Source organism: Exiguobacterium sp. s161, from assembly GCF_018619045.1.
GTDB classification, from domain to species: domain Bacteria; phylum Bacillota; class Bacilli; order Exiguobacteriales; family Exiguobacteriaceae; genus Exiguobacterium_A; species Exiguobacterium_A indicum.
This window is the reverse complement of record NZ_JACSNH010000005.1, coordinates 191117-207888: the sequence shown is the minus strand read 5'-3', so window position 1 is coordinate 207888 and position 16772 is coordinate 191117. Positions and strand designations below refer to the sequence as shown.

Sequence of the window (16772 nt, the reverse complement as noted above, 5' to 3'; positions counted from 1 at the left end):
TCTATGAAGGGGGGCGTGTCACATTGGATTTTGCGTTACAACAAAGAATTCAACATTTCATTCGAAAGTTGACGCCCATCCAGTCACTCGTCATCATCTACTTCGTTGCTGTCATCATCGGAATCATTCTGCTCGGTCTGCCGTGGTCGACGAAAGGAAATTACGACTGGGACTTCACGGACCTTGTCTTCATGGCGGTTAGTTGTGTCAGTGTCACGGGTTTGACGACGGTCTCGGTCTCAGAAACCTTCACGACGTTCGGTTACTTCATGATCATGATTTTAGTACAAGTCAGCGGAATCGGTTTGATGTCGCTTCATATCGCGATGTGGGTCATCCTCGGAAAACGAATCGGCTTTCGGGAACGCCAGCTTGTCGTCCGAGATCAGAACCAGACGACGATGCAAGGGGTCGTCAAATACATTCGCGAAGTCATCTTGATCATCGTCTCGATTGAATTGATCGGGGCTTTGATTCTCGGACTATATTACACGAAATATTTTCCGACACTCGGAGAAGCGATGCTTCAAGGACTGTTCGGATCGGTCAGTGCGACGACGAATGCTGGTTTTGATATCACGGGTGAATCGTTACTACCATTTCGGGGTGATTTATTCGTCGTGTTCATGCAAATTTTGTTGCTGACGCTTGGTGCGATCGGCTTTCCGGTACTCGTCGAAGTCCGGCGCTACATCTCGTACCGGGCGACACGCCAAGCGACACGTCAACCGTATCATTTTTCACTGTTTACAAAATTGACGGCGTCAACGTTCTTCATTCTCGTCCTATTCGGAACGGTAGCATTGCTGCTATTTGAATGGAACCAATCCTTTAAAGGTTTACCGATCGATGAGAAGCTCGTCGACGCTTTGTTCCAATCCGTCACGACCCGAAACGGGGGATTGACGACGGTCGACATCACGTCCTTCTCGCAGGCATCGATTTTCGTCTTGTCGCTCTTGATGTTCATCGGAGCGTCACCGTCTTCCGTTGGTGGGGGGATTCGAACGACGACGTTCGCCGTCGCCGTCTTGAGTGTCATCGCCTTCATCCGAGGCGAATACGGGATCAAAATCTTCGGTCGTGAGATTGGTCAGTCAGACATCTGGAAAGCCTTCGTCGTCATCGTCGTCTCGACTGGTGTGACGATGGTCGGATTGATCGTCTTATTGCTTGTCGAAGATGCCCCGTTCCTCGTGCTGTTTTTTGAAGCCTGTTCAGCGTTCGGAACGACCGGTCTATCGCTCGGCATCACGGATCAACTATCGGATATCGGAAAATGGACGTTGTCCGTGTTGATGTTCATCGGTCGAATCGGTGTCATCTCGTTCGTTCTTCTCCTGAAAGCGAACCAACCGAAACGTAACTACAACTATCCGAAGGAATCCGTCATCATCGGATAAGGAGGCTCTTTTATGAAACGTGCCTTTTGGATCAACTTCGCCTATATCTTTGCTGTTCCTGTCTTACCGTTTTTGGCGCTCGTCAACGGCCGAGCACTCTGTTCACCGGATTCGCCGTTACTGGACGTTCCGGTACTCGGCTTCTTTTTGGCAGAACCGTGGGCGTTCGTGCCGGTATATGCCGTCTTTGCGTTGTTACTCGCATCGTTATTGACGAAACGACGGACACACGTCTGACCATCTCGCTCTGCGCGAGATGGTTTTTTGTTTTATACTGAATGTGGAATGAGAAAGAGAGGATGGGACGAACCGTGTTATTACCTTTTAATGAATGGCGACATGTCTTTAAACTAGATCCAGCAAAACCAATTGATGATGCTAGCCTGCAGGCGATTGCGACGTCCGGAACGGATGCGATTCTTGTCGGTGGAACAGATGACATCACACTCGATGCGACGCTTGATCTCTTGATGCGTTTGCGCCGGTATCCAGTCGCAGTGGCACTCGAGATTTCTGAACTCGAAGCCGCAACGATGGGATTTGATACGTATCTGACACCGACGGTCCTGAATGCGGGTACATTAGAGTACGTCGTCGAAAAACAAGTCGAGGCGTTAGAACAAGTCGGTCATATGCTGGCGCATGCTGATCTTGTCGGGGAAGGGTATATCGTCCTGAATCCTGATGCGAAAGTCGCGCATGTGACACAAGCAAAACCGCTAACATTAGATGAGACCGTCGCTTATGCGCAGTTAGCGGATAGCGTCTTCCGTCTACCTGTCGTGTATCTCGAATACAGTGGCGTTTACGGAGAACCGGAACGAGTCGCAGCCGTTCGCGATGTCTTGAAGCAGGCATGCCTGTTTTACGGTGGAGGAATCGACTCCGAAGAGCGAGCGCGTGAGATGCTACAGTATGCGGATACGATCGTCGTCGGGAACGTCATTTATGAGGATTTAAAAGCAGCGCTTGCGACCGTCGCAGCGACACGATAAAATATAGGAACAAAAGTTCGGGATATAAGAAATGAGGCTATTGATATGTTTAATTTGAGTGAACAGCTCGTCAGTGGACTAAACCCTGAGCAAGCAAGAGCAGTCAAGCATACGGAAGGTCCACTGCTGATCATGGCAGGAGCCGGTTCCGGGAAGACACGCGTCCTGACACATCGGGTCGCTTATTTGATGGCGGCTAAACAAGTCGCACCGTGGAACATCCTCGCGATTACGTTCACGAACAAGGCGGCGCGGGAAATGCGAGACCGGATCGGTCGTTTGGTCGGTGGTGTCGCGAATGATATTTGGGTTTCGACCTTCCACTCGATGTGTGTCCGGATGTTACGTCGTGACATCGATCAGCTTGGGTACGATCGCAACTTCACGATTCTTGATTCAAGTGATCAGCAGTCGGCGATCAAGCTCGTCTTAAAGGAACAAAACTTGGATCCAAAAAAATGGGATCCACGTTCGATGCTGACGATCATCTCGTCACAGAAAAATGAATTACGCAGTGCTGAATTCTACGCCTCGATCGTGACGAGCCCGTATGAAAAGACAGTTGCTGAAATCTATAAAGGATATGAAGCGGTCTTACGCCGGAACAACGCGCTCGACTTTGATGATTTGATCGGAAAAACGACGGAATTGTTCAAGAAGAGTCCGGATGTCCTTGCTTACTATCAGAAGAAATTCCGCTACATTCATGTCGATGAGTATCAAGATACGAACAAGGCCCAGTATGATCTCGTCAACCTGTTAGCATCGGGACATCAGAATCTCTGTGTCGTTGGGGACTCGGATCAGTCGATCTATCGCTGGCGTGGTGCTGACATCGCGAACATCCTCTCGTTCGAAGAGGACTATCCGAATGCAGCTGTCATCTTACTCGAGCAAAACTACCGTTCTTCCAAACGAATCTTGGAAGCAGCCAACCATGTCATCCAAAACAACTCGACACGCAAAGATAAGAAACTTTGGACGGATAATGATGAAGGCGAGAAGCTCGTCGTTCATACGGCGGAGAATGAGCGGGAAGAAGCCTTTTATATCGTCCAGGAGATTCGGAACTCGCTTCGTTACGGGATGAAACTGAGCGATATCGCGATTCTGTACCGGACGAATGCACAATCGCGTGCGATCGAGGAAACGCTTCTTAAGTCGAACGTTCCGTACAAAATGATCGGTGGCACGAAGTTCTACGATCGTAAAGAGATCAAGGACGTGCTTGCTTATCTCCGATTGATTTCGAATCCAGATGAAGACCTGTCCTTCGCGCGGATCGTCAACGAACCAAAACGCGGGATTGGTGCGACGACGATTGATAAGCTGCGTGATTTCGCCGACTTACAAGGTGTGTCATTGATGGAAGCGATTCGCGATATCGAATTGTCGAGTATCGCACCAAAGACAGCAGCGAAGCTGACGGATTTCCGGACGATGATTCTCGGACTCAGCCAAATGCAAGAATTCATCAGCCTGTCGGAACTAGTCGAAGAAGTGCTCGAGAAATCAGGCTACCGCCAAGTACTGAAGGAAGATAAGACACTTGAAGCGCAGAGTCGTCTCGAGAACATCAACGAGTTCATCACCGTTGCACAAAACTTTGAGAAGGAGACGGCGAAAGCCGATCCAGAAGACCGGACGATCATCGCCTTCTTGACTGATTTGACACTCGTCGCTGATGTCGATTCACTCGACGAGACGGATCCGGAAGAACAAATCACGTTGATGACGCTTCACTCGGCAAAAGGACTCGAGTTCCCTGTCGTCTTCTTGATTGGGATGGAGGAAGGATTGTTCCCACATAGCCGCTCGCTTCAAGATGAAGACGAGATGGAAGAAGAACGTCGCCTCGCGTATGTCGGGATCACACGTGCTGAGAAGCGCCTTTACTTGTCACATGCGCGGATGCGCTCCCTTTATGGACGGACGAACGCGAACCAAGAATCACGGTTCCTAGCAGAGCTGCCGGAAGTCGTCATCGAGCGGACAGGTAAAAAAGCGAAGCCACTCCCATGGGAAGACCGTCCTGTCCCGCAAGGCAAGGCCGTCATCGGTCGCTCGATCAGTAAACCGACAGCAATGAAGACGTCAGGTGCGGAAACGCTCGGTTGGTCGGTCGGAGATAAGGCAGAGCACGGGAAATGGGGACTCGGTACAGTCGTCCAGACTCGTGGTGAAGGGGATAATCTTGAAATCGATATCGCATTCCCAGCAGTCGGAATCAAACGATTGCTCGCGAAATTCGCACCGATTAAAAAGGTATGACGGGAGGTCCACGGATGGACGCAAGCCAGCGTATAGATGAGATTCGTCAAACATTGAACCGATACAGCTACGAATACTACGTACTGGATCAACCAACGGTACCGGATGCGACGTACGATCAATTGCTTCGTGAACTGACGGAGTTAGAAACAGAGCATCCAGAACTGATCACACCGGATTCGCCGACGCAACGCGTCGGCGCGGCACCGCTCGAAGCGTTCGAGAAGGTGACGCATGATTTACCGATGCTGTCGCTCGGAAACGTCTTTGATGAGACGGAAATTCGCGAATGGGTCGCTCGGATTGAGCGGTCGCTCGGACGTTCGACGACGTATGTCGCCGAACTGAAATTCGATGGACTTGCCATCTCGCTGAAATACGAAGACGGGCGATTCGTCCGTGGGGCGACGCGTGGCGATGGAACAGTCGGCGAAAATATCACGCAGAATCTACGGACGATCAAAGCGTTACCGCTGCGTTTGCAGGCGGAAGAGACGGTCGAAGTCCGCGGTGAGGCTTACATGCCGAAACAATCGTTCGAACGCTTGAATGAAGACCGGGCTAGCCGAGAAGAGACATTGTTCGCGAATCCGCGTAACGCGGCCGCAGGTAGTCTGCGTCAGCTGGATTCGTCAATCACAGCGTCGCGTAATCTGTCGTTATTCGTGTATGGCGTCGGTGTCAATACGTTGACGGCCCGTTCACATAGCGAAGCGATGGCACAACTTGCCTCACTTGGGTTACCGACCAATCAACATATGCAGACGTGTGAGACGGTGGAAGAGATTCTTGCCTACATCGCGCACTGGACGGAAGCACGCGCGAGCCTGCCATATGAGATCGACGGAATCGTCTTGAAAGTCGATCGATACGATGATCAGGAAGAGCTCGGCTTCACAGCAAAAAGTCCCCGCTTCGCGACAGCCTATAAGTTCGCGGCGGAAGAAGTCATGACGACAGTCGAAGACGTTGATTTCAGTGTCGGTCGGACCGGGAAAGTCACGCCTCGTGCCCGTTTTGCACCGGTCGTCGTCGCGGGATCGACGGTGACATATGCGACACTACACAACGCCGACTTCATCGCTGAAAAAGATATCCGCCTTCAGGACTCGGTCATCATTAAAAAAGCGGGCGATGTCATCCCGGCAGTCGTACAAGTCGTCACGGCAGAGCGAACGGGAGAAGAGACACCGATCGTCTTCCCGACGCATTGTCCGGCCTGTCAGTCGGAACTTGTCCGTCTCGAAGGTGAAGTGGACATCCGCTGTGTCAGTCCGGAATGCCCAGCGCAATTGATGGAAGGCATCATTCACTTCGTTTCGCGTCAAGCGATGAACATTGACGGTCTCGGTGAAAAAGTCGTTCGTCAATTGTATGACCATGAAGCGATCCGGACGATTGCCGATTTATATCGACTCGATCGTGAGGAATTATTGACGTTTGACCGCATGGGTGAGACGTCCGTCGATAAATTACTTGCGGCGATCGAAGCCTCGAAACAGAACTCGGTCGAGCGTCTCTTATTTGGTCTCGGAATCCGACTCGTCGGTCAAAAAGCGGCGTATCTCTTAGCGGAACGTTTTGATTCGTTAGCAGGGATTGCGGCTGCAAGCTACGATGAGATTGTCGCAATCGATGGCATTGGGGGGAAAATCGCAGATTCAATCGTGAAGTACTTCGAGCATCCGGAAGCACAGGCATTGATTCGTGATTTGGAACAACTCGGCGTCAATCAACGTTTCCTTGGGGAACGGGTCGATCAGACGAATGCACCGCTCGGCGGCAAAACGATCGTCTTGACGGGGACGCTCGAGAGCTTAAAACGGTCAGAGGCCGGTAAACGACTCGAAGCACTCGGAGCCGATGTGACAGGAAGTGTCAGTAAAAAGACGGACGTACTCGTCGCAGGGGAAAAGGCAGGCTCTAAACTGACGAAAGCGGAATCGCTTGGTATCGAAATTTGGGATGAAGCGCGTCTGTTAGAAGAATTAGCTAAACACGAAGCGTGAGAAGAATGAATGAGAACAATCAAATAAAAAGGAAGGCGGAATTCCGCCTTCCTTTTTTCGTGTTCATCCTTGTCACGAAGCAATCGTCTCGCTCCGAATCAAAGTACCTTGTTTGATGAGACGATTCGTTGCCGTTTCTGGTGGATCACAGGTGATTAATGTGATGGTTGGGGAAGCGACAGATTGATCGAGGACGGACAATGTCGTCGGTGTGACAAGACGACTGGATGTGATGCGGTACGTATACCGATGTGTTTTTGTCGTGACGACGACGGTATCGCCTTTTTTGACGTCAGGCAGGCGATTGAAATGAAGCCCTTCCGTGAAACTTCGGTGTCCGGCGAGCGCATAATTGCCTTTTCCGGGTGATCCGGTTTCTGGAATATGACCGATACTACGGTCTAAGACCGCTGTCGTCGAGCCTTCTAAGATGACTTGCTCGAAATCTATGCTTGGAATCGATAGCAGTCCAACACCTGATTTTGCGAGCGGTTGTTTCGTCTCTTTTGCATCGACGGTCTTCAAACTTTTTGTCCATTGTTCTTTTAAATTGGCTGCCTCTTGTTCACGCTGATAGTCACTGATGAAGGGCCAAGCGATCAGAGCGATGCCTGCGAGTAAAAAAAGCAGACCGATGAATTTACGACGTGTCATGAGAAAAAGTCCTTTCGGATACGCTAAGGCGCATCGTCTTTTTTAAAAATCAGGGAAAAACTTGTCCTTCCCCGATGGAAAACGATTCTGTTATGATAAAGAGAACGATTTAAAAACATGGGGTGCAAATAGAGATGAACTATAAAACAGCAGTAGCGTTGACGTTATCGAGCACGTTATTTTTAGGTGCTTGTTCGTTCGACCTTTCGCCAACGAGCGATACGAAAGAAGTCATTACTGAAAGTGAACAAGGTAAGGAAGTCCAAGCCGTTGTCAGTCCAGCCATTGATACGACGGATTCGTACTACCGGACGGTCTTGCCGTTTCGTCCAAGTGTTGCACGTGGAATGACACAAAAACGTGTCAGTTCACGTCTTGAGCTTGATGAAATCGAAACGGGTTTAATGCGTCACTCGACACAGTTTTTTGATCCGGAAAAATACTATTACCAAGAAGGTCAGTTACTCGAAGCCGACCAAATCGCGAAATGGTTATTGCGAAAAGGAAAAGCAGGCGATGGCGTCAGCGATCCTGAAGGTCTGAACCCAGCTTATACGTCTGGTAAGTCGTATAAAGAAAAAAATCAAAAGTCACCTATGATTCTATCGCATATCTTAGAGCAAGACTACATGCTTGAAGAAGATAAGAAACTCGAACTCGGTGGCACGTCGATTGCGCTTGTCTTAAATAGTGAGTATGTGTTCCAAGATGAAAACTATGGACCAACCTATACCGTTAAACTTGATGAAAAGAAAGTCGTTGCTGAAGGAAAGCGGATGGCGAATGATTTAGTCAAGAAGATGCGTAAGACACAAGGGATGAAGACGACACCGATTCACGTCGCTCTCTACCTCCAGGAAAAAGAAGGGTCACCGGTTTCCGGTCACTATCTCTCGTCTGCCTTCATCGGTCGCGGGAATCAAATCAGTGCGAACGACTGGAAAAACTACAATGAGCGCTATTATTACTACCCGTCGGCACGTGCGACGAATGATGTGCGGGATGATGCGGCGAAATTCGATTTATTCAAAGACCGTCTAGAAGACTACTTCCCGAACTACACTGGTATGATGGGGGAAGGCTTCTATCAAGAAGATGAACTGAAAAAGCTTGAGATGAAGATTCCCGTTCAATTTTACGGAAAAGCAGAACTCGTCGCATTCGTTCAGTACGTGACGTATCTGCTTGAGAATCGTTGGGAGTATAATCGAAACATTCCAACGACGATTACTGTGACGAACTTGAACGGGGATACGGAAGCGATGCTATTCCTCGATCCGGATACAAAGAAACCGATCGTCAAGATTCGCTGATTTCTCGATTTACTTTATGAAGCGACATTCCTCCAATGGACGGAATGTCGCTTTTTTTATATAACGGACGCTGAAAGAGAGAAGTATATGAATAAGAAAGGAAGGGTATGGAAGAAGAATGGTATTTTGTTTCACTTTCCCATTTTTTAGATTTACGAAAGCTAGTAGGAGAGAGCATAATGAAAGAAGAACAGTTCTACAAACAGGAACGACGCGGTAAGTGATGAATCGTCAGTTCTTTTAAGAAGAAGAGGATAAAGGGGAGATTTAGATGAAAGGCGGTATCTATTCACAAATCGGTGCAGTTCGAGAGGAACTACCATCATCCTCACGAAAAGTCGCAGACTATGTCTTGACGCATATGAACCAAATTGCGCGCATGACGATCCACCAACTTGCAGAGGAATCAGATACAAGTGCCGCTGCAGTCGTCCGCTTCTGCCGCGCGCTCGGATTAAAGGGATACCCGGAGTTGCGGATGCGCATTTCTGCCGATACAGCACGGACGGATTTAAAAGGGTATCACGATATCGAAAAGGATGAACGTCCTGTCGACTTGATTGAAAAAACGCTTAGTAACAGCATTCAAGCGTTACAGGATACTGCGAAGCAGTTGAATGATGAACGGATTGCGGATGCGATTGATGTGATTGATCAGGCACGCGCGATTTATTTTTACGGGATTGGGGCATCGCATGTCGTAGCTGAAGACGCTGCTCAAAAATGGACGCGTGTCGGGAAACTAGCGATTCAAGAAACGGACCAGCATCTACTTGCGACGATCTTAGCGAATGCACGTAAAGAAGATGTCTTCTTTGCGATTTCCTACAGCGGAGAAACGGAAGAGGTCGTCGAGTTGATCCGTTTGGCGAAAATCCAAGGGCTGAAGGTCATCAGTCTGACACGTTTCGGGGACAATCGGATCAGCCAACTCGCGGATATCGCGCTTTGGACATCACGCGCACCGGAAGCGCCGCTTCGTAGTGCAGCGCTCAGTTCACGTCTCGCCCAACTATTTGCGATCGATGTCTTGTTCTTATCGTATGCTGCGGGACATTATGAAGACACACTCGAACGTCTTCAATACACGCGAGAAAGCGTTAAGACACTGCATCAAAAGAAATAAGGGGGATACATATATGTCAGAACGAACTGCCGGACTAGACGCGTTGTATCCAGAAATGGTCGAGCGCCGTCGTTATTTACATCAGCACCCAGAGTTGTCGTTTCACGAAGTCGAGACCCCGCGTTATATCGCGCAACATTTAAAAGCGCTCGGAATCGAAGTCAGGACGGAGGTCGGCGGACGTGGTGTCGTCGGGTATATTCGTGGAGGAAAACCGGGGAAGACCGTCGCGTTACGTGCTGACTTTGATGCCTTACCGATTGCTGACGCTAAAGAGGTCGCGTATCGGTCAACGGTTCCGGGTGTGATGCATGCATGCGGTCACGATGGTCATACGGCGACGTTGCTGGCCGTCGCAGAGACGCTCATGCAACAGCGGGAATCATTACCGGGGAACGTCGTCTTGATTCATCAACATGCGGAAGAAGTCGTTCCGGGCGGTGCACGCGATATGATTGCGGACGGTTGTCTCGAAGGGGTCGATGTCATCTTCGGAACGCATCTTTGGTCAACAATCGATTTAGGACATGTCGGTGTTCGGACCGGTCCGATCATGGCAGCGGCTGATAAGTTCGAGCTGACCTTATATGGAAAAGGCGGACACGGTGCGAAACCACATGAGACGATTGATGCTGTCTTACTCGGGGCAACGATCGTTAAGGAATTACAATCAATCGTCAGTCGTCAACTCAATCCACTGGAACCGACAGTCGTGACCGTCGGAACATTACATGCGGGGAATACGTTTAATGTCATCGCGGATCAAGCGACGTTGACAGGAACGGTCCGGACGTTTGATGAAGCGACAGCGGACGAGATCATCGAGCGGATGGAGCGGACGATCAAAGGAATCTGTGAGGCAGTCGGAGCAACGTATCACTTTACATACGAAAAAGGCTATCCAGCTGTCATCAACCATGCTGCACCCACCGCATTGATTGAATCTGTCGCACGAGAAGTTCTAGGAGACGAGCGTGTATTTGAGATCGAACCAACGATGGGTGGCGAGGATTTTGCTTATTATCTGCAACACGTACCGGGCGCGTTCTTCTTTACAGGAGCGGGAGATGCTTCGTATCCACCGCATCATCATCCGCAGTTTGATTTTAAGGAGCCGGCGATGCTCGATGCAGCGCGTATTCTCGTCGAAGCGACGTGGCGGTATTTAGAACAAGCGACTGAAGCATGAAAAAAATCGCTCGTCTTGACTCCGAAAAGGAATCAGGGCGAGCGATTGCTGTCTTTTTATCCTAAAATTTCTTGAACACGACCGACTTGACCGTCTTCTAAGCGCACTTTAATCCCATGCGGATGCTGCGGTGATTTCGTGAGAAGGTCTTTGACGATTCCTTCTGTTCGTTTACCTGTTCGTTGATCTTGCTTCAACACGATGCTGACTTTAAGACCAGGCGTGATATTTTTACGTGTTTTACCGTCCATCTGTAAATCCTCCCATCGTTCATTTCCTGTTTGGCTATCAGTATAACATGGTTCAGTCGGTGAAACTTGTTTATCGCAAGGACGTAAAGTGAAAAGAGAACAGAATGTCAGAAAAAAGTTTGACTATATTTGACCAATTAAGATATGACTTTTATAATTAAGGTAATGAAGTATAGGAAAAGGAAGTGAATTCGAATGGCAAAAGACTACTACCAAACACTCGGTGTCGCAAAGGATGCATCGAATCAAGATATTAAGCGCGCGTACCGCAAATTGGCGAAGCAGTATCACCCGGACGTCAATAAAGAGGCGAGTGCGGACCAGCGTTTCAAGGATATCCAAGAAGCCTTCGATGTGCTTGGAGATGAGGAAAAACGAGCGCAGTATGATCGATACGGCAGTAACTTCGACCAGATGGCAGGCGCTGGAGCTGGTGGCGCTGGAGATTACGAAGATCTGTTCCGACAGTTCGGAGGTGGTGGACGGACACGACCTGGACAATCGTTCGGATTTGAAGACATGTTTGGTTCGTTCTTTAGTCAGGAAGAAGTGTCGACCGATGAAGAGCTTGAATTGACGGTCCCACTCAGTCATCTTAGTACGAACGAAAAAGTCACGGTGCGTCTTGCGACGGGTTCGATCCAGCTGAAGCTTCCGAAAGACGTCTATGACGGTAAAAAAGTTCGCTTACGTGGAAAAAGTTCGATGCGTAACCGACAAGGTGTCGCGGGAGATGTTTACGTGACGATTCACTTGAAGGATGACGATCAGTTCCGACGGGTCGACCAAGACGTCATTTCAACCGCCCGTGTTCATCCGACGACGCTTGTGCTCGGAGGCGAAGTCGTCGTAGATACGCTTGAAGGGAAACGAATCAAACTGAAAGTCAAACCGGGCACGAAACCAGGAGCACGACTCCGGATTCCAAATCGTGGTCTGAGTCAAGCGAATGGTCATCGTGGGGCGTTACTTGTCCAACTCGAAGTCAAGTTACCTGAGATGGACCGTGCCTTTTATGAAGAGTGGGAACGTCAACTTGCAGTGAAGGAGTGATCAAGGATGGATTTTGAACGTTTAACGGATCGGGCACACGAGGGAATCGTCTCTGCCCAAGCGATCGCGAAACAACGTCGTCATAGTGAAATCACAGAATGGCATTTGTTACTTGCCTTACTTGCTCAAGAAGAAGGGATTGCACGAGTCGTCTTTGAAAAGCTGAATCAACGGATTGAGACATTGAATGGAGCGATTGACGAGGCGATTGGTAAGCTTCCTGCTTTGTCCCAGGCGACGACGCCTCGGATCGGGGGCTCGTTGCTGAACGTGTTGACGGAAGCAGAGACGGAAGCGCGTCTCATGCAGGATGACTATGTCTCCGTCGAACACTTATTGCTAGCATTGATCAAACAATCAAGTCCAGCAGCTCAGTACCTACGTCGTCAAGGCATCACAGAAGAGACACTCCGGGAAGCGATCGTCAGTATGCGAGGCAATCGGAAGGTCACGACGAAAAATCCTGAAGAGACGTTTGATGTGCTGAAAAAATATGGACGTGATCTCGTAGCGGATTTCCGGTCTGGGAAAACAGACCCGGTCATCGGTCGTGATGATGAGATTCGACGTGTCATCCGGATTTTGAGTCGGAAGACAAAAAACAATCCCGTCTTGATTGGAGAACCCGGCGTCGGGAAAACGGCAATCGTTGAAGGACTCGCGCAACGGATCGTCCGAGGAGATGTACCGGAGAGTCTGAAGAACAAGCAGTTGTTCAGTTTAGACATGAGTGCGCTCGTCGCTGGTGCGAAATACCGTGGTGAGTTCGAAGAGCGACTGCAAGCAGTCTTGAATGAAGTCAAGGAAGCCGAAGGACAGATTCTCTTGTTCATCGATGAGCTGCATACGATTGTCGGTGCTGGGAAGACGGACGGCGCAATGGATGCCGGAAACATGCTCAAGCCGATGCTTGCGCGAGGAGAATTGCACTGTATCGGTGCGACGACGCTGGATGAGTACCGGAAGTATATCGAAAAGGACCCGGCGCTCGAACGTCGCTTCCAACAAGTCCTCGTCGCGGAACCAGATGTCGAGGATACGATCTCCATTCTGCGTGGACTAAAAGAACGATTCGAGATTCACCACGGTGTACGGATTCATGATAATGCGCTCGTCGCGGCGGCGATGTTATCCGATCGGTATATCACGGACCGGTTCATGCCGGATAAGGCGATTGATCTCGTCGATGAAGCATGTGCGATGATTCGGACCGATATGGAGTCAATGCCAGCTGAACTCGATTCACTCGTCCGTCGGGTCATGCAGCTCGAAATCGAAGAAGCGGCATTAAAGAAAGAGACGGATGAAGCATCCCGGAAACGACTTACCGTCTTACAACAAGAACTCAGCTCTGTTCGAGAAGACGAGAGTGCGCTTCGGACACGATGGGAACGGGAAAAAGAGAGTTCGCAAAGTGTCCAACAGTTACGCGCGGATCTTGAGAAGGCAAAACTGGCATTACAAGAAGCGGAAGGGCGCTATGACTTGAACCGAGCATCGGAAATCAAGTACGGTCAAATTCCGGATCTTGAGGCACATCTGAAAGTCGCGGAAGAGTCATCTGAACACGTCTCACACGAACTCGTTCGAGAAGCGGTGACGGAAGAAGAGATATCCGACATCGTTTCGAAATGGACCGGTATTCCGGTGACGCGGCTTGCTCAGGGCGAACGGGAAAAATTACTTTATCTCGAAGATACGCTCCATGAGCGCGTCTTCGGTCAAGACGAAGCGGTTCGTCTCGTCGCGGACGCTGTCATTCGAGCGCGCGCAGGCATCAAGGATCCGAACCGCCCGATTGGCTCGTTCTTGTTCCTCGGTCCGACAGGGGTCGGGAAGACAGAACTCGCCAAAGCCTTGGCAGCGGCGATGTTCGATAGTGAAGATCACATCGTCCGCATCGATATGTCGGAGTATATGGAAAAACACAATGTCTCCCGTCTCGTCGGTGCGCCTCCGGGATATGTCGGTTATGAAGAAGGCGGTCAATTGACGGAAGCCGTCCGACGGAGCCCGTATTCAGTGCTGTTGTTCGATGAGATCGAAAAAGCGCACGGAGACGTCTTTAATATCTTGCTTCAGTTGCTCGATGATGGTCGTTTAACAGATGCACAAGGACGTGTCGTCGACTTCAAGAACACGATCGTCATCATGACGTCAAACATCGGGGCACCGATCCTGCTTGAAGCAGCCAAAGATGGTGTCATCGATGCAGCGGAAGAAGAAGCCGTTCGCCAAGAACTGAAGCGCCACTTCCGACCGGAGTTCTTGAACCGGATCGATGATACGATTTTATTCCATCCACTCCACCGGACGGAAATCGAACGAATCATCGACAAAGCGGTCGAGAAAATGAGTTCACGTTTATCTGGACGTGGCATTACGATTGATGTTACGGATGCTGCGAAGACGTTGATTTTCGAAGAAGCCTTCGAACCACAATACGGCGCACGTCCAATCAATCGTTATATGCAACGAACGATTGAGACGAAACTTGCCCGTGCCTTGATCAGTGGGGCGATACAAGATGGCGCCCGGATTGCGATTGACGTAGAAGACGGCGAACTAGTCGTCCACGGATGAAGCAGATGCTAGAAAAAGGAGTCGACTCGGCTGAAACGAGTCGACTCCTTTTAGCGTTTACGGAAGAACCATATCCGTATTCGTCAGATGCGTGATAAGCTAGAAAAAAAGAGAAAGAGGGAACGCCATGAATGTTACACAAGCCCAACTCGAGGAGTTGATTGAAGAATGCCGTCCATATACAGTGCTTGGACAAGTCGCCAGTTATATTCCAGAGCTTGCGAAGGTTGATCCAACACAACTCGGAATCGCCGTCTGTAACGCCGACGGAACGTTCGTCTCGGCAGGTGATGCGGATACGATGTTTACACTACAGAGTGTATCGAAGATCATCACGCTCGCATTCGTCCTCGAGACATTCGGAGAAGATTATGTCTTTTCAAAAGTCGGGATGGAACCGACAGGTGATGCATTCAATTCGATCGCAAAACTTGAAGAGACGATTCCGACAAAACCGCTCAATCCAATGATCAATGCAGGGGCATTAGCCGTGACGAGCATGTTACCGGGAACGGATGCTGCCGATAAATTACTCCAATTGCGTCAATTCATCGCAAAACTATTGGATATTGAAGTAGAAATGGTAAAATATGACGCAGATGTTGCTGAATCGGAATTCGAAACGACAGATTTGAATCGGGCACTGCTCTACTTCATGCGCTATCACGGTGTGATTGAGGGAAATGTCGAAGAAATCATCGACGTCTATACGAAACAATGTGCGATTTTGACGAACTGTAAAGGACTTGCCATGATGGGGAAAATTTTGAGTACATCTGGAAAAACACCATCAGGACGCCAAGTCATTTCACGTCGGAACGCACGAATCATTCGAGCAATCATGACGACGTGTGGCATGTACGATGCATCTGGAGAATTTTCCGTCCAAGTCGGGCTTCCAGGAAAAAGTGGTGTTTCCGGTGCAGTCGTTGCTTGCGGTCGAAGTGATTTCGATATGGCCGATCTCGGAATCGGTGTCTTTGGACCATCGCTTGATGCCAAAGGGAACTCGATTGCCGGAACAAAGATGCTGGAATTACTCGTTCAACGTCATCCATGAGCGATTTCAATCTGATCAAGCGCAGAACGTAGTTCGTCCTCTAACCGCTTGATCTGACGCAAACGCTCTTCTTGATAAGCAGATGGAACCTCGAAAGAGCGCCATCTTTCTAATCGCTGATACGTGTCATTGATGTGTCCGAGTCGTGTCTGGGTTGCCTTTAGACGATCGACAGCAGACTTCGGTTGATGCGTGTAGGGACGAAGATACTCGACCGTATAACGGTATGCTTTTGTAGCAAGCCGTAATTCATGCATCCGTTCGACACGCTTCGTTCCATCCTTTCGTTGCACTTTTTCAAATTGTTCACGTTTTTTTTCATAGCGTTTCTCGGCGGCCTGAATCAGCTCTTTTTCTGACATCCGTTTGAGGCGCTTTGTCATCGGACCGGCTAAAAAGCGACGAACGGATCGATCCAGTTCATTTGAGATCAAGAGATGCATCGTCTCGATTAAAGTCGAACGTTTTCCTTGAAGTTGCAGAGCGACATGGTTCGCGAACAACTGATCGATTTCTGTTTTATTTGAGGTTGCTTCGAGTTGTACGTCGAGGTCACGGACTTCGCCGAAAGCATGCATCAGTCGCTTCCAAATCAAATAAACGGGTTCCTCCGTTAAATCGACCAATCGGGCGAATGTGATTAGTTTCCGTAACCGAATCCGCGCTTGATGGACATCTTCCGGATTTTCAAACGTTTGAGCCTCTTTGGCATAATGATTGAAGGTCGACCATGTCTCAAGCAGTTCGAAAGTCAGCTTTTCAGTATCTCGATGGTTCATGAGATGAATCCCTCCTCGGATTATTTTCGTAAGAGTTCAAGAGTGCTAGGTTTTAAAATTAAGGAGGACTCCTCCTGAAATGTGGT

14 protein-coding genes are annotated in these 16772 nt (G+C 49.4%); 11 read left to right on the top strand and 3 right to left on the bottom strand.

Annotated elements, in window-relative coordinates; genetic code table 11:
* Window positions 1-23 precede the first annotated feature (23 nt).
* The 5 genes from KNQ14_RS13560 (at window position 24) to ligA (ending at window position 6678) form a co-directional block, all read left to right on the top strand.
* A complete protein-coding gene (locus KNQ14_RS13560) occupies window positions 24-1403 on the top strand; it encodes a TrkH family potassium uptake protein (RefSeq protein ID WP_035398960.1) in 1380 nt (459 codons plus the stop codon).
* 12 nt (window positions 1404-1415) lie between these two features.
* Complete coding sequence (locus tag KNQ14_RS13555) at window positions 1416-1640, top strand: hypothetical protein (RefSeq protein WP_035398958.1); 225 nt, start codon at window positions 1416-1418, stop codon at window positions 1638-1640.
* A 62-nt stretch (window positions 1641-1702) separates the two neighbouring features.
* On the top strand, window positions 1703-2398 hold the full coding sequence (gene pcrB / locus KNQ14_RS13550; protein WP_214861323.1) for a heptaprenylglyceryl phosphate synthase: 696 nt from the start codon (window positions 1703-1705) through the stop codon (window positions 2396-2398).
* A 45-nt stretch (window positions 2399-2443) separates the two neighbouring features.
* Window positions 2444-4669, top strand: a complete 2226-nt coding sequence (gene pcrA, locus KNQ14_RS13545) for a DNA helicase PcrA (protein ID WP_214861322.1) — start codon at window positions 2444-2446, stop codon at window positions 4667-4669.
* Window positions 4670-4683: 14 nt separating this feature from the next.
* Entirely contained in the window at window positions 4684-6678 is a 1995-nt protein-coding gene (gene ligA, locus KNQ14_RS13540) for an NAD-dependent DNA ligase LigA (protein WP_047394971.1), read from the top strand.
* Between the two features lie 72 nt (window positions 6679-6750).
* Here the strand turns inward: ligA and KNQ14_RS13535 are convergent, their stop codons facing one another.
* The gene (locus KNQ14_RS13535; protein WP_023467085.1) at window positions 6751-7332 is read right to left on the bottom strand and encodes a class D sortase; all 582 of its coding nucleotides are present in this window, start codon (window positions 7330-7332) and stop codon (window positions 6751-6753) included.
* A 134-nt stretch (window positions 7333-7466) separates the two neighbouring features.
* Here KNQ14_RS13535 and KNQ14_RS13530 point away from each other — a divergent pair, with 134 nt between their 5' ends.
* From KNQ14_RS13530 to KNQ14_RS13520, 3 genes are all read left to right on the top strand, one after another.
* The gene (locus KNQ14_RS13530) at window positions 7467-8645 is read left to right on the top strand and encodes a CamS family sex pheromone protein (protein ID WP_023467087.1); all 1179 of its coding nucleotides are present in this window, start codon (window positions 7467-7469) and stop codon (window positions 8643-8645) included.
* 271 nt (window positions 8646-8916) lie between these two features.
* Window positions 8917-9771, top strand: a complete 855-nt coding sequence (locus KNQ14_RS13525) for a MurR/RpiR family transcriptional regulator (protein WP_050678993.1) — start codon at window positions 8917-8919, stop codon at window positions 9769-9771.
* 13 nt (window positions 9772-9784) lie between these two features.
* Window positions 9785-10960, top strand: a complete 1176-nt coding sequence (locus KNQ14_RS13520) for a M20 metallopeptidase family protein (protein ID WP_214749775.1) — start codon at window positions 9785-9787, stop codon at window positions 10958-10960.
* A gap of 56 nt (window positions 10961-11016) precedes the next feature.
* On the opposite strand, the gene KNQ14_RS13515 is transcribed toward KNQ14_RS13520, so the two are convergent.
* Window positions 11017-11211 (bottom strand): YwbE family protein, encoded by a 195-nt coding sequence (locus KNQ14_RS13515; RefSeq protein WP_023467094.1) that lies wholly within the window; start codon window positions 11209-11211, stop codon window positions 11017-11019.
* A gap of 195 nt (window positions 11212-11406) precedes the next feature.
* On the opposite strand from KNQ14_RS13515, the gene KNQ14_RS13510 reads away from it, so the two are divergent.
* The 3 genes from KNQ14_RS13510 (at window position 11407) to glsA (ending at window position 15907) form a co-directional block, all read left to right on the top strand.
* Window positions 11407-12264 (top strand): DnaJ C-terminal domain-containing protein, encoded by an 858-nt coding sequence (locus KNQ14_RS13510; protein WP_214749772.1) that lies wholly within the window; start codon window positions 11407-11409, stop codon window positions 12262-12264.
* Window positions 12265-12270: 6 nt separating this feature from the next.
* Window positions 12271-14847, top strand: a complete 2577-nt coding sequence (gene clpB, locus KNQ14_RS13505; protein ID WP_214861320.1) for an ATP-dependent chaperone ClpB — start codon at window positions 12271-12273, stop codon at window positions 14845-14847.
* A gap of 127 nt (window positions 14848-14974) precedes the next feature.
* Window positions 14975-15907: a glutaminase A gene (glsA, locus tag KNQ14_RS13500; RefSeq protein WP_023467099.1), complete on the top strand. Its 933-nt coding sequence runs from the start codon at window positions 14975-14977 to the stop codon at window positions 15905-15907.
* Here the strand turns inward: glsA and KNQ14_RS13495 are convergent.
* The gene (locus KNQ14_RS13495; protein ID WP_149426803.1) at window positions 15898-16686 is read right to left on the bottom strand and encodes a CHAD domain-containing protein; all 789 of its coding nucleotides are present in this window, start codon (window positions 16684-16686) and stop codon (window positions 15898-15900) included. The genes glsA and KNQ14_RS13495 overlap by 10 nt on opposite strands.
* Window positions 16687-16772 lie beyond the last annotated feature (86 nt).

Coding starts and splice junctions, on each gene's coding strand:
- KNQ14_RS13555 (WP_035398958.1), top strand. CDS start 1,416: ATGAAACGTGCCTTTTGGATCAACTTCGCCTATATCTTTGCTGTTCCT.
- pcrB (WP_214861323.1), top strand. CDS start 1,703: ATGGGACGAACCGTGTTATTACCTTTTAATGAATGGCGACATGTCTTT.
- pcrA (WP_214861322.1), top strand. CDS start 2,444: ATGTTTAATTTGAGTGAACAGCTCGTCAGTGGACTAAACCCTGAGCAA.
- ligA (WP_047394971.1), top strand. CDS start 4,684: ATGGACGCAAGCCAGCGTATAGATGAGATTCGTCAAACATTGAACCGA.
- KNQ14_RS13535 (WP_023467085.1), bottom strand. CDS start 7,332: ATGACACGTCGTAAATTCATCGGTCTGCTTTTTTTACTCGCAGGCATC.
- KNQ14_RS13530 (WP_023467087.1), top strand. CDS start 7,467: ATGAACTATAAAACAGCAGTAGCGTTGACGTTATCGAGCACGTTATTT.
- KNQ14_RS13525 (WP_050678993.1), top strand. CDS start 8,917: ATGAAAGGCGGTATCTATTCACAAATCGGTGCAGTTCGAGAGGAACTA.
- KNQ14_RS13520 (WP_214749775.1), top strand. CDS start 9,785: ATGTCAGAACGAACTGCCGGACTAGACGCGTTGTATCCAGAAATGGTC.
- KNQ14_RS13515 (WP_023467094.1), bottom strand. CDS start 11,211: ATGGACGGTAAAACACGTAAAAATATCACGCCTGGTCTTAAAGTCAGC.
- KNQ14_RS13510 (WP_214749772.1), top strand. CDS start 11,407: ATGGCAAAAGACTACTACCAAACACTCGGTGTCGCAAAGGATGCATCG.
- clpB (WP_214861320.1), top strand. CDS start 12,271: ATGGATTTTGAACGTTTAACGGATCGGGCACACGAGGGAATCGTCTCT.
- glsA (WP_023467099.1), top strand. CDS start 14,975: ATGAATGTTACACAAGCCCAACTCGAGGAGTTGATTGAAGAATGCCGT.
- KNQ14_RS13495 (WP_149426803.1), bottom strand. CDS start 16,686: ATGAACCATCGAGATACTGAAAAGCTGACTTTCGAACTGCTTGAGACA.